8 protein-coding genes are annotated in these 13833 nt (G+C 71.0%); 4 read left to right on the forward strand and 4 right to left on the reverse strand.

The window, feature by feature from the left end; translation table 11 throughout:
* Positions 1-1315: 1315 nt before the first annotated feature.
* The gene (locus tag DFJ67_RS18140) at positions 1316-3244 is read right to left on the reverse strand and encodes a penicillin-binding transpeptidase domain-containing protein (RefSeq protein ID WP_116069073.1); all 1929 of its coding nucleotides are present in this window, start codon (positions 3242-3244) and stop codon (positions 1316-1318) included.
* A 173-nt stretch (positions 3245-3417) separates the two neighbouring features.
* Between DFJ67_RS18140 and DFJ67_RS18145 the strand changes: the two genes are divergently transcribed.
* Positions 3418-8298, forward strand: coding sequence for an NAD-glutamate dehydrogenase (locus tag DFJ67_RS18145; RefSeq protein WP_239097206.1), 4881 nt, complete (start codon positions 3418-3420; stop codon positions 8296-8298).
* A gap of 34 nt (positions 8299-8332) precedes the next feature.
* Here DFJ67_RS18145 and DFJ67_RS18150 read toward each other — a convergent pair whose 3' ends face one another.
* Positions 8333-8686 (reverse strand): hypothetical protein, encoded by a 354-nt coding sequence (locus DFJ67_RS18150; protein WP_116069075.1) that lies wholly within the window; start codon positions 8684-8686, stop codon positions 8333-8335.
* 3 nt (positions 8687-8689) lie between these two features.
* A complete protein-coding gene (locus tag DFJ67_RS18155; protein WP_147315538.1) occupies positions 8690-9151 on the reverse strand; it encodes a hypothetical protein in 462 nt (153 codons plus the stop codon).
* A gap of 81 nt (positions 9152-9232) precedes the next feature.
* Between DFJ67_RS18155 and DFJ67_RS18160 the strand changes: the two genes are divergently transcribed.
* Genes DFJ67_RS18160 through DFJ67_RS18170 form a run of 3 tightly spaced genes read left to right on the forward strand, consistent with a single transcriptional unit; the run spans position 9233 to position 12599 of the window.
* Positions 9233-9724 (forward strand): DUF4396 domain-containing protein, encoded by a 492-nt coding sequence (locus DFJ67_RS18160; RefSeq protein WP_239097207.1) that lies wholly within the window; start codon positions 9233-9235, stop codon positions 9722-9724.
* Positions 9721-11913, forward strand: a complete 2193-nt coding sequence (locus DFJ67_RS18165; RefSeq protein WP_116069078.1) for a heavy metal translocating P-type ATPase — start codon at positions 9721-9723, stop codon at positions 11911-11913. The genes DFJ67_RS18160 and DFJ67_RS18165 overlap by 4 nt, the downstream gene beginning before the upstream one ends.
* A 14-nt stretch (positions 11914-11927) precedes the next feature.
* On the forward strand, positions 11928-12599 hold the full coding sequence (locus DFJ67_RS18170; protein ID WP_116069079.1) for a GNAT family N-acetyltransferase: 672 nt from the start codon (positions 11928-11930) through the stop codon (positions 12597-12599).
* A 51-nt stretch (positions 12600-12650) separates the two neighbouring features.
* Here the strand turns inward: DFJ67_RS18170 and DFJ67_RS18175 are convergent, their stop codons facing one another.
* A complete protein-coding gene (locus DFJ67_RS18175; protein ID WP_116069080.1) occupies positions 12651-13826 on the reverse strand; it encodes an ROK family transcriptional regulator in 1176 nt (391 codons plus the stop codon).
* Positions 13827-13833 lie beyond the last annotated feature (7 nt).

The following is a 13833-nucleotide window of genomic DNA, read 5'->3' on the forward strand; positions in this document are numbered from 1 at the left end:
GGCTGTCGAGCCACCTGCGACGCCGGCCGCCGAGTCGACGGCGGCTGAGGCCGGCGAGGACGATCAGGAGTCCGCCGCCGGGGGCAAGAGGCCGGCAATCGGGCGGCAGCGGCGATCCGCCTTCGACGTGCTTTCCGGCGATGCCGGAAACGCCCGCAAGCGGCGGTCCGCGGCCGACATCCTGGCCGCTCCGCTCGGCGCCGCCGTTGACGCGGCCGGCCCCGGCCGCCTACGCCGCGCCCCGGATGGCGATGCGGTGACGAGTGACGTGCGTCCGGGTGGGTTGCGGCGTTCCGCGGACGGTGACGCGGGCACGAGCGACACCCGCCCGGGCGGCTTGCGCCGTGCCACCGCTGGCGACGCTGCGACGGATCCGCGTCCCGGCGGCCTCCGCCGTTCCGCGGCGAGCGACACGGCGACCACCGACGCCCGTCCGGGCGGTCTGCGTCGTTCGGCGGACGCCGAGGCCGCTTTGGCCGATATCCGGCGAGATGATTTGCCGCGTTCTGCGGAAGACGATGAGGCGCCCGAAGACCGCCCCGGCGATCTCCGCCGGTCGAGCGCCGTCGACGCTGCCACCGCCGACGAGGCGCCGGATGACGACGCGGCGGCGGTCGACCGCCCGGGCGGGTTGCGCCGCCCTTCGGTCGGCGACGCCGCTTCAGCGGATGTGCGACCGGGTGGGCTACGCCGGGCGGTGGACGGTGATGCTGTCACGACCGGCCCTGGCCCTGGCCGGCTGCGCCGGGCCAATGACGGCGACGCGGCTACCGCCGACGTGCGACCGGGCGGGCTGCGCCGCACCCCGCCTGACGACGAGCCAGCCGCCGACGAGGCGCCGGATGACGACGCGGCGGCGGTCGACCGCCCGGGCGGGTTGCGCCGCCCTTCGGTCGGCGACGCCGCTTCAGCGGATGTGCGACCGGGTGGGCTACGCCGGGCGGTGGACGGTGATGCTGTCACGACCGGCCCCGGCCCCGGCCGGCTGCGCCGCGCCAATGACGGCGACGCGGCTACCGCCGACGTGCGACAAGGCGGGCTGCGCCGCACACCGCCTGACGACGAGCCAGCCGCCGACGAGGCCTGAACGCCGTTTGCGCGGGGCAGCCGAGGGTGGGTCTCTTTCCGCGTACGTGTTCTTTCATGTGGCTACATAAAAGAACATGTACGCCCGCAGAGACACCTGCCCGGTCCCCGGCCAGGTGAGGGACGCCGTCCTAGGGGCGGCGACGCCGCTTCAGCGGACGTGCGACCGGGCGGGCTGCGTCGCGCGCCGCCGACCGGTGACCGGTCGGCGGCCGACTAGGGGTGATCGTTAGTGCAGGGCGCGGAGGAAGCGTTCGGCGGCTGGGACGGCTGTTTCGCCGCTGCCGCCGCCGTTTTCGACGAAGACTGCGAACGCTACGTCGCCCTGCCAGCCGACGAACCAGGCGTGCGTGTGTGCTGGGTTGTCGTCGAACTCCGCCGTGCCGGTCTTGCCGGACACGGCGCCGCCGGGGACGTCCTTCAGGGCCGTCGCCGTCCCGGACGTGACCACCTGGCGCATCATCGAACGCAGCGGGTCTAGGCTCTCGGCCTTCAGCGCCGCGCCGGGCTTTGCCGGCTTGTCGGCGATCACCGAGGGCGGCACTACCGAGCCCTTCGCTACCGCTGCCGTCGCCGAGGCCATGGCCAGCGGGGAGACCAGTGTGGTGCCCTGGCCGAAGGCCGCCGCGGCGCGTTCGGCGTCGGAGCCGCCGGTCGAGACCTTGCCGCTGAAAGCGTCGACGCCCAGGTCCCAGGTGCCCTCCAGGCCCAGCGAACGTCCCGCTGCCGCCAGGCCGTCGGGGCCCAGCGACGGGGCCAGCGAAGCGAAGGCCGTGTTGCAGGACTTCGCGAAGTCGACCTGGAACGGGACCTTGCCGAGCGCGAAGCTTTCCGAGTTCTTGAACGAGCGGCCGTCGACCGTGAAGTTCTGCGGGCAGTTGACCACCGTCGACGAGGTGACCTTGCCGCCGTCGAGCAGGCCCAGCGCGCTCACCATCTTGAACGTCGAACCCGGTGGGACCTGGGCGGTGAATGCCAGGTTTTCACCCGAGCCGCCGTCGGGGCCGTTGGCCGCCGCCAGCACCGCGCCGTCGCTGACCCGGACCGCGACCAGCGCCGAGCGCTGTTTCACTCCGGCCAGGGCCGTGTCGGCGGCGTTCTGGGTGCGCACGTCGAGCGTCGTCTTGACCGGAGTGCCGGGCTTCGGCTCGGCGCGGAACAGCTCCTCGCCGTCGTTGACTTCGCCGTCCGGTGCCTTCTGGGAGATTACGACGGAGACGCCGGGCGTACCCCTCAACTGCTTGTCGAACGCACCCTGGATGCCGCCGTGGCCGACCAGGTCGCCCTCCGCGACCGCGTCGGGGTTTTTGTCGATGTCTTCCTTCAGGGCCGGGTCGGCCGAGCCGAGCAGGGCGCGGGCGAACGCGCGGGTCGGTGCCAGGTCGCGCTTCTCCGCCCGGAACCGGGTGCCCTCCAGCGGTTGGATCTTCGACCGAATCTGATCGTAGGCATCCTTGCGCAGGGTGACTACCTCGAGGAACTGCTCGGGGTTCTCGGCCGAGGTGATCTTCTTGGGCAGGTCCTTGAGGTCGATCGGCGGCAACGCCGGGCGCACCGACTTGAAAGCCTTGTCCAGAGCGGCAGTGATCCCGGCCGGGTCGTCGACGCCCGCCGGCTCCACGCCGACCACCACGACGTCGCGCGGCTCGACGATGGGCTTGCCGGCGCCGTCGAGGACGCCGGCCCGGTCGGGCCGCTGGCGGCGCAGGCCCAGTTGGTCGCCGCTCTTCAGCTTGGCGTTGACCAGCGCCGGCTCCCAGATCACCGACCAGACGTCGTCTTTGCCCTGGGTCAGCCGGACCGTCGACGGATAGGTCCAGTGGGTGCCGCCGGGCAGGGTCCAGTCGAGATTGATCTTCGCGGTGGCGGTCTTCTCGACCTCTTCGACGGAACCGTCGCGGTGCACCGCGGGCGACGGCAGCTCGCCGGAGAGATCTTTGAGCGACTTCGCCACGTCGGTGGCGGCGATCTTCGCGCCGGTGGGTTCGACGAAGGCGATCTGGGCGAGATCACCACGCTGCCAGCCGGTGAGGAAGGCGTCGACGGCTTCGTCGGGGCCGGAGTCGCCGGAGCAACCGGCGAGTCCGGCGGCCAGGAGCGCGAGGCCCACCAGCGCCGCGCTGGGGCGTTTTTTCATCATCGGGTATGACCGACGCATGCCAACAGATCCTTCCCCCGGGGACACCAGGGACCCTAGTACCCGGCGCAAAGTGGGTAAGAGTATGCGTACTCAGGAACAGCCTGATCCGGCGCCGAAGGTCCGTCGCCGCCGCCGTACGCTGAACTTTGATGTGGCCCACAGCGTGGTGGGTTTCGAGGGGAGTGGCACCGATGGACCGGCGTCAGACGCGCACGTCGCAGGATATTTCTGATGAATACGACACGGCGCTAGACACCGACAGCGAGCTCGACGAACCCGTGCCCAACGCCGAGCGGCTGGCCGCCGAAGCGGTCACTCTCGCCGGCCCGGGCAGCCCCGAAGCCGCCCTGGTCGCCCGGTTCTGGCGGTTCGCGCCCGACGAGGAGCTGATCGGCTACACGTCGGCGGAGATGGTCGACGCCGCGCGCAGCCACCGCGAGCTGGCCGAGCAGCGGATGCCGGGTCAGCTCAAGCTGCGGATCACCGAGCCGGTAGCCGACCTGCCACACACCGTGATCGAAATCGTCACCGACGACATGCCGTTCCTGGTCGGCTCGGTCACCGCGCTGCTGATCGGTCGGCACCTCGACATCCACCTGCTGGTGCACCCGCTGGTCGTGGTCCGCCGCGAGCCGATGGGCAAGCTGGTCGAGGTCGCCGCCGAGGTCGAGCCCGACGACGCGATCGCCGGCGACATCGTCGAGAGTTGGATGCGCGTCGAGATCGACGCGATCCGCGACGCGACCGAGCGCGAGCAGCTCGAGCGCGAGCTCGTGCGGGTGCTGACCGACGTGCGCGAGGCGGTCGAAGACTGGCCCCGGATGCGGCAGCGGGCCTTGGCGATCGCCGACGAGCTCGAGGAGATCCGCGACACCGACGCCCGCCCGCCGGTGCCGGAGAAGGACATCACCGACTCGGTCGAGCTGCTCCGCTGGCTGGCCCACGAGCACTTCACGTTCCTCGGCTACCGCGAATACAAGCTGGCGACCGGCGACGACGGGCAGCAGGTGCTGGCCGCCGAGATGGGCACCGGGCTGGGCATCCTGCGCCAGGACCAGCCGGCGCCGCTGGCCCTGACGGCGCTGCCGCCCGAGGCGCGGGCCAAGGTGCTGGAGAAGCGGCTCCTGATCATCACCAAGGCCAACTCGCGGGCGACGGTGCAGCGCAGCGCCTACCTCGACTACATCGGCTTCAAGATTTTCGACGCCAACGGTGAGGTGATCGGCGAGCGGCGGTTTCTCGGCCTGTTCTCCAGCGCCGCCTACCGCACCAGCGTGCGCAACCTGCCGGTGGTCCGGCGCAAGGTCTCCGAGGTGTTCGACCGCTCCGGGCTCTCGCCCCGCAGCCACTCGGGCAAGGATCTGTTGCAGATTCTCGAGACGTACCCCCGTGATGAGCTTTTCCAGATCAAGACCGATGACCTCTACCGCGCGGTGATCGGCGTGCTGCGGATGGCCGGCCGGCGCCAGTTGCGGGTCTTCGTCCGCCGCGACGGCTACGGCCGGTTCATCTCGTGCCTGATCTACCTGCCCCGCGACCGGTTCACCACGCACAACCGCCTCCGGATGCAGGAGATCCTGCTGCGCCGGTTCAACGGTGTCGGCCTCGACTACACGACCCGGGTCACCGAGTCGCTGCTGGCCCGCGTCCACGTCGTGGTGCGCACCGACCCGACCAACCCGCCCGGCGAGGTCGACATCGACGCGCTGGCCGAGGAACTGGCCGAGGCGACCCGCCTCTGGGATGACGACTTCTCCCTGATGCTCAGCCGCAAACTCGGCGACGAGCAGGGCAAACTGCTTTTCACGAGGTACGCCGACGCGTTCCCGGACGGCTACAAGGAGGAGAACAACCCCTACGAGGCGTTCAAGGACCTGGCCAAGCTGGAGTTGCTCGAAGAGCCGGGCCAGCTCGAGATGCACCTGTTCCGGAAGAACCGCGACGACGACAACGTCCGGTTCAAGGTCTTCCGCTACGGCGAGCCGATGGTGCTCTCGGCCGTGCTGCCGGTGCTGCATTCGCTCGGGGTGCGGGTCGCCGACGAGCGGCCCTACGAGGTCGAGCGCTCCGACGGCACCGTCTACCTCTACGACTTCGGCCTGGAGCTGCCGGCCGGGCAGGGGCTGCCGACCGCCGTACGCCCGCATGTGGAAAACGCCTTTGCCGCGGCCTGGCGACGGGAAGCCGAGGTCGACGGGTTCAACCAACTCGTGCTGCTGGCCGGCTTGACCTGGCGGCAGGCGGTGATCCTGCGGGCCTACGCCAAATATCTGCGGCAGGCCGGCACGGTCTTCTCGCAGGACTACATGGAGTCGACGTTCGTCGCCTACCCGGAGATCGCGGCCCGGTTGGTCGAGCTCTTCGAGGTGCGGTTCTCGCCCCGCCTCGCACTGTCCGATGAGGAGCGTGGCGACCGCGCGACCCAACTGGTAGACGAGATCGGCAAGCGCCTCGACGACGTGACCAGCCTCGACCAGGACCGGATCCTGCGCTCCTACCTGACGCTGATCCAGGCCACCCTGCGCACCAGCTTCTTCCAGCGCGGCAGTGACGGCCGGCCGAAGTCCTATGTGGCCTTCAAGCTCGACCCGCAGGCGGTGCCCGACCTGCCCGCGCCGCGGCCGAAGTTCGAGATCTTCGTCTACTCGCCCCGGTTCGAGGGCGTGCACCTGCGCTTTGGCCCCGTCGCCCGGGGCGGGCTGCGCTGGTCTGACCGGCGCGAAGACTTCCGCACCGAGGTCCTCGGCCTGGTCAAGGCACAGATGGTGAAGAACGCCGTCATCGTGCCGGTCGGCGCCAAGGGCGGCTTCGTGCTCAAGCAGTTGCCGGGTGACCGTGACGAGGCGGTGACCTGCTACAAGCTGTTCATCACCGCGCTGCTCGACGTTACCGACAACATCGTGGGCGGCGAGATCAAACACCCGACCGATGTCGTACGTCACGACGGCGACGACCCCTACCTCGTGGTGGCCGCCGACAAGGGCACCGCGACGTTCTCCGACTACGCCAACGCGATCTCGGTGGCGCACGGGTTCTGGCTGGGTGACGCGTTCGCGTCCGGCGGTTCGGCCGGCTACGACCACAAGAAGATGGGCATCACCGCGCGCGGTGCCTGGGAGTCGGTCAAGCGGCACTTCCGCGACCTCGGCACCGACATCCAGACGACCGACTTCACCGTGGTCGCGGTCGGCGACATGTCCGGTGACGTGTTCGGCAACGGCATGCTGCTGTCGCCACACATCCGGCTGCTGGCCGCGTTCGACCACCGGCACATCTTCCTCGACCCGGCCCCGGTCGCTGAGACGTCCTATGTGGAACGTCGCCGGATGTTCGATCTGCCGCGCTCGTCGTGGGCCGACTACGACAAGTCGCTGATCTCGGAGGGCGGTGGGGTGTTCGCCCGTACCCTCAAGTCGATCCCGATTTCCGCTCAGGTCCGCGCGGCGTTGGGGCTCGGCGAAGAGGTTACGGCGATGTCCCCGCCGGAGTTGCAGAAGGCGATCCTGCAAGCGCCCGCCGATCTACTGTGGAACGGCGGCATCGGCACCTACGTCAAGGCTTCGACCGAGACGCACGCCGAGGTCGGCGACAAGGCCAACGACCCGATCCGGGTCAACGGCAAGCAGGTGCGGGCGCGCGTCGTCGGCGAGGGCGGCAACCTGGGCCTGACCCAGCTCGGCCGGATCGAATACGCGCTGCGCGGCGGTCGCGTCTACACCGACTTCATCGACAACTCCGCCGGCGTCGACTGCTCCGACCACGAGGTCAACATCAAGATCCTGCTCGGCGGCGCGGTCGCCGACGGGGAGCTGACCGTGCCTGACCGCGACAAGCTGCTGGCCGAGATGACCGACGAGGTCGCCGCGCTGGTGCTGCGCGACAACTACAGCCAGGCGACCGCCCTGGGCACCGCGCTGGTCCAGGCGGAGTCGCTGCTGCCGGTGCACCGCCGAATGATCATCGAGATGGAGCGGTCCGGCCTGCTCGACCGCGCGCTGGAGGGCCTGCCGACCGACGAGGAGTTGGCCGCCCGCCCCGGCGGCCTGACCGCGCCCGAGTTCGCGGTGCTGCTGGCCTACGTGAAGATCGACCTGGAAAACCAGGTGCTGGCCGACCCGGTGGTCGACGAGGCCTGGACCTTCGACGTGCTGGCCAGCTATTTCCCGACCCCGCTGCGCGCGGCGTACGCCGACCGGATGGCCGGCCACCGCCTACGCCCCGAGATCGTCACCACGATGCTGGTCAACGAGGTGGTCAACCGCGGCGGCACGTCGTTCGTCTTCCGCACGATGGAAGAGACCGGCGCGTCGGCGGCCGACGTCATCCGCGCCTACGTGGTCGCCCGCGAGGTCTATGGCCTCCGCGACCTGTGGGCCGCGGTCGAGAAGCTCGACAACCAGGTGCCGACGATCGCGCAGACGAAGATCTACCTGGAGCTGCGCCGCCTGCTCGACCGCGCGGTCCGCTGGCTGGTCACCAACCGCCGCTCGCCACTCGACGTGACCGGCGAGATCGCCCGCTTCGCCGCGGTGGCCGACCTGCTCGGCCAGCTCGACACCCGGTTCGTGGGCAGCGAGCGCGAGGCGTTGCTGGCACACATGGAAGAGGTCGAGGCCCGCGGCATGCCGGCCAGCTTGGCCGCGGCCGTGGCCCGGGTGATGTACGGCTTCGGCCTGATCGACGTGGTCGAGACGGCCCGGGTGACGGCCCGCAGCCCGGGCGACGTGGCCCAGATCTATTTCGTGCTGAGCGACCACCTGCGGGTCGACGAGCTGCTGTCGAAGATCTCGCTGCTGCCCCGCGAAGACCGCTGGCAGACCCTGGCCCGTATGGCGCTGCGCTACGACCTCTACGCGGCGCTGGCAGCCCTGACCCAGGGGGTATTGCAGTCCACACCGGACGGTGCACCGGTCGAGGAGCGGGTGGCGGCCTGGGAACGCTCGAACGCCACGGCTGTGGGCCGCTCGAAGAAGGCGATCAGCGAGTTCGGCGACTCAAACGCCGACCTGGCCGCGCTGTCGGTGCTGCTACGCCAGATCCGCCAGCTCGTCCGCACCTCGTCGGCCAGCTGATCTGACCGGCGCCCGCCAGCTCGGCGGGCGCCGGCTATTCCGTGGCTTTGGGATGTGCCGGCGAGGCCGCCACGACCCACACGATGCGCCGGCGCGGGTCGGGGCAATACCAGATCCGCCCACCGGCGGTGACTTCGTATTGCCATTGATCGAGCACGTCACGGCCGATCGCGCGGGTGGCCAGCGAGCCGCGCAGCCGGTGTTGACGCGCCGGGTTCTCCGGAGCGTCCGGGCGCTCGGTGAGGATGATCCAGGCTTCCCAGGTGTTGGCCCGGGCGGCTTGGCAGAGCTGTTCCCAACCCTTCGCCGCCTCCGACGTCGCGAACCGTGCCTCCCAGCCACCGGGCTGCCCTGGCGGGGCGACCCGGTCTCCCCGTTTGGCCGGCATGACTCATACCTCGGGCCCGGGAACCGGGCCATGGTCGTCGGTGAGTGGACGGGTCAGGTCGCGGGCGAGGGCGGGGTCGGCGTAGACCGCCGCGGTGGCCTTCCATTCGCGCAGCGTCTGCGCCAGCACGCCCCACTGGCCGAGTTCGGCCGAGATCTGTGCGGCCTTGACGAAGTCACGGACGAAGAGCGGCAGGTCAGGCGTCGGCAACAGGGCAAGCCACGGGAACTCGTCGGAAAGCGCCTCGGCGGCTTGCTCCGCGGACAGGTGGGTCAAGACGTTGCGGAGAGTGCGCGCGGCAGCGAGGGCGCCCTCGCTGGCGGCGGTCATGCGGTCTTCGCGCATCAGCAGCAGGGGGACGCCGTCGCGGCGGCGCAGCCGCACGTCACCCGAGTCGGCAAGCGCCGCCACGCTTCTCGGGTCGCGTTGTAGCTCGCTCCACTGCACTTCCTGGGTCTCCACCACGGGTTAATTCTGAACTTATTCAGGATTCGGCGCAACCACCATTGGCTTGACTTGATACCCCCCAGGGGTATGCTGAGCCGCATGGACAATCTGACGCGGTTGGCGGTATCGGCGACTTTGCACTGTCTGACCGGGTGTGCCATCGGTGAGGTGCTGGGCATGGTGATCGGCACCGCCTTCGGCCTGTCCAACGCCGTGACGATCGTGTTGGCCATCGTGTTGGCGTTCTTCTTCGGCTACTCGCTGACCATCCGGCCGGTGCTGCGATCCGGCGTGCCGGTCAAGGCCGCCATCGGGGTCGCGCTCGCCGCCGACACCGTGTCGATCGCCGTGATGGAGCTGGTCGACAACGGGATGCTGCTGGTGATCCCGGGCGCGATGGCGGCCGGGCTGGCCGACGGGCTGTTCTGGGTGAGTCTCGCGGCGTCGTTGCTGGTCGCCGCCGTGGTCACCGTGCCGGTCAACCGGTGGATGATCTCCCGCGGGCGGGGGCACGCCGTCGTCCATCAATATCACCAGGGCCACGAGGGCCACGAGAGCCACCACGGGGTCGAAACGGGCGGAACGGCATGAACCGGCAGGCGATCGGGATACCTCCCGGGGGTAAGGTGAACAGCGTGGAACACCGGATCGAGCTGGCTATCGGCGGGATGACCTGCGCGTCGTGCGCGACCCGCGTCGAGAAGAAGCTCAACCGGCTCACCGGGGTCACCGCCTCCGTCAACCTCGCCACCGAGACCGCGACCGTGACCGCACCGGCCGGCGTCACCGTCGACCAGTTGATCGAGACGGTGCGCAAAACGGGCTACACGGCCGCGCAGGCAAAGGCAGAGGCGACACCCGTAGCGCGCGACGAGGCCCATGACCTCCGGAACAGACTTCTCGTTTCGGCCGCGCTGGCCATCCCGGTGATCGTGCTCGCCATGGTCCCGGCCTGGCAGTTCACCTACTGGCAGTGGCTCTCGCTGACCCTGGCCGCGCCGGTCGTGGTCTACGGCGGCGCCGCCTTCCACCGCGCCGCCTGGGTCAACCTGCGCCACGGCGCGGCGACGATGGACACGCTGATCTCGATCGGCACGCTCGCCGCGCTCGGCTGGTCGATCTGGGCGCTGTTCTTCGGCATGGCCGGCGAGCCGGGCGTCCGGCACGGCTTCTCGCTGACCCTCGAACGCGGCGCCGGCACCGACGCGATCTACCTCGAAGTGGCCGCCGGCGTCACCGTGTTCGTGCTGGCCGGCCGCTATTTCGAGGCCCGTGCCAAGCGCCGCGCCGGTGCCGCCCTGGCCGCGCTCGCCGACCTCGGCGCCAAGCAGGTCACCGTGCTCGAAAGCGGCGGCCACGAAGTGGTCCGGCCCATCACCGAGCTCAAACCGCAGGACCGTTTTCTCGTACGCCCCGGCGAGAAGATCGCCACCGACGGTGTGGTCGAGGAGGGCGCCTCGGCGGTCGATCAGAGCCTGCTCACCGGCGAGTCGGTGCCGGTCGAGGTCGGGCCCGGCGACCCGGTCACCGGCGGCACCGTCAACGCCGACGGGCGGCTGGTGGTCGTCGCGACCAAGGTCGGCGCGGAGACCCAACTCGCACACATCGCCCGCCTGGTCAGCCAGGCGCAGAGCGGCAAGGCCGAGGTGCAACGGCTCGCCGACCGGATCTCCGGCGTGTTCGTGCCAATCGTTCTGGTGCTCGCCGCCGGCACGTTCGGCTACTGGTGGGGCACCGGCGGCGGCCTGGCCGCGGCGTTCACCGCCGGCATCGCCGTGCTGATCATCGCCTGCCCGTGCGCGCTCGGGCTGGCCACGCCGACCGCCCTGCTGGTCGGCACCGGGCGGGGCGCGCAGCGCGGCATTCTGATCAAGGGTCCCGAGGTGCTCGAGTCGACCCGCACCGTCGACACGATCGTCCTCGACAAGACCGGCACGGTGACGACCGGCAAGCTCGCCATGATCGAGAGCAGCGTCGACGACGAGGCGCTGCGCCTGGCCGCCGCGGTCGAAGCCGCCTCGGAGCACCCGATCGGGCGCGCGATCGCCGCCGCCGCGAAGCGCCCGCTGCCCGCGGTGACCGGGTTTCGCTCGACCCCTGGCCTGGGGGTCAGCGGCATCGTCGAGGGGCACGAGGTGCGGGTCGGCCGCGCCGAGTTCGCCGGTGAGAACACCGGCCCGGCCGCGACGGGCCAGACGGTGGTCACCGTCGCGATCGATCAGCGCGTACGCGGGCAGCTTGTCCTCGCCGACGAGATCCGCCCGAGCAGCCCGGCCGCCATCGCCGCACTCCGTGGCCTCGGCCTGCGGCCGGTGCTGCTGACCGGAGACAACACCGCCGCCGCGGAAAAAGTCGCAAAAGCGGTCGGCATCGACGACGTGGTCGCCGAGGTGCTGCCGGCCGACAAGGTCGACACGGTCAAGCGGCTGCAAGACGAGGGCCGCGTGGTCGCGATGGTCGGCGACGGGGTCAACGACGCCGCCGCGCTGGCCCAGGCCGACCTGGGGATCGCGATGGGCGCCGGCACCGACGTGGCGATCGAGGCCGCCGACCTGACACTCGTCCGCGACGACCTGATGGCCGCCGCCGACGCGATCCGTCTCTCCCGGCGTACCCTCCGTGTTATCAAGGGGAACCTGTTCTGGGCCCTGGCCTACAACGTCGGCGCGCTTCCGCTTGCCGCGGCGGGGTTGCTCAATCCGATGATCGCGGGTGCGACCATGGCACTCTCATCGTTGTTCGTCGTGTCCAACAGCCTGCGGCTGCGCAGCTTCCACTGATCGCGGAGGTTCCGGTGCTCGACACGCGCCTCTACCACCACCTGGTGACGTGGTTGGGCCAATGGCCGACCAGTCAGGCGCTCCAGATCGTCGGCTCCGACAGACGGCTGCGCCCGGCCTGGGACGGCTCGATCCATCCGGCGGTCGGCGTCGGCTCGCCCGACGGTGTGTTGCTCTCGGTGCCACCGCAGCGGGTCGAGGCCGTTCGCGCCATCGCCGACCTGCCGGTGCCCGACCTCCTCGAAAAGCTGCCCGGCGCGGTCGGCTTCGACGGCTGGCGAGCACTGCGTGCGGTCTTCCGCTTCACGACCGAGCCGGCGCCGCTGCCCGACGCGGGGGAGTGGGTGCCGGTCAACGACCCGGCCGTGCCGGGCTGGCTTCGCCCGTTCGGCAACGAGGTGCTGATCGCCCGCGACGAAGCCGGCGATTACCTGGCCGGCGTCGGCATCAAGCGGCACGACCCCTACGGCAACGAACTCGCGGTGGGCACCGAGCCGGCCGCCCGCGGCCAGGGCCTGGCCCGCCGGCTGGTCGCGCAGGCGGCCCGGCGGGTGCTCGACGAGGGCGCGGTGCCGACCTACCTACACGACCCGGTCAACTTCGCGTCGGCGAAGGCGGCCGAGGCAGCCGGCTTCCCCGACCTGGGCTGGGTCGCCTACGGCGTCTTCGGACCAGAAGGCCCCTGACGACGGCTCCGGACGGCCTGACGGCTCCGGACGGCCACGACGCGCCGGAGCTCAGCCGGTCGTCGACCCGAACAGGTCGTCGCGGACCGCGTCCAGCGCGGTCAGCAGCGCACCGCGCAGCACCGGCTCGTCTTCGACCTGGGTGACCGCGACCTTGGGCGAGACCAGCGTGATCGCGGCGACCTCGTGCTGCACCCGCTCGGCGAGCGCGTTGCCACCGGCCTGGCCGACTTCGCCGGCCAGCACCACCAGCGGCGGGTCGAGCACCACGCAGGTGCTGGCCACGCCCAGCGCGAGCCGCCGCGCGATCTCGTCGAGCGCCGGCCCACCCTCGGTGCCGGCGGCGATCGCCGCGCGGATCGCGTCGGCCGCCGTGGCGCCGCGGAAACCGTGCTCGCGGGCCACCGCGCGCAGCGCCGCGGCGCCGGCGAGCTGGCCGAACGGTGGCTGGGAGCGGCGCGACTGGTCGCGGTTGACCGGCATCCCGGGCACCGGCAGGTAGCCGATCTCGCCCGCGGCCCCGCTGCTGCCGTGGTGCAGCCGGCCGCCGAGCACGATCGCGAGGCCGACGCCGATGCCGGCCCAGACCAGCACGAAGTCGTCGACTCCCGCGGCCGCGCCGGTGTGTGCCTCGGCGAAGGCGGCCAGGTTGACGTCGTTCTCGAAGACGACCGGGGTGTCCAGGTCTTCGCGCAGCGCGGCGAGCAGGCCGCGGTGCCAGCGGGGCAGGTTGAACGCGAAGGTGATGTCGCCCGAGCCCGGGTCGACCAGGCCCGGCGTGCCCAGCACCACCCGGCGCACGCTGGCGAGCTGGGCGTGCGCGGTGCTGGCCGCCTCGACCACCGCGTTGTGCACGACGCCGAGCGGGTCGTCGGTGTCCTTGGTGGACATCTCGACCTGGCCGACCACGGCGCCGGTGATGTCGGCGCAGGCGGCGAGCACCCGGTCGGCGGCGACGTCGACACCGACCACATAGGCGCTGCCGGGGCGCACGGCGTAGAGCTGTGCGTTGGGGCCTCGGCCGCCGGCCTGCTCGCCCACCCGGGTGACCAGGCCGCGTTCCTCGAGGCGCTCGACGAGCTGGGAGGCGGTGACCTTCGACAGCCCGGTCAGCTCACCGATCTGGGCCCGGGTCAGCGGGCCGCGGGCGAGCAACAGCTCCAGCGCGGCGCGGTCGTTGAGCGCCCGCAACAAGCGCGGGGTACCAGGCAGGCGGGTCGACCCCATGCGACAT

The sequence above is a fragment of the Asanoa ferruginea genome (assembly GCF_003387075.1).
GTDB lineage: Bacteria > Actinomycetota > Actinomycetes > Mycobacteriales > Micromonosporaceae > Asanoa > Asanoa ferruginea.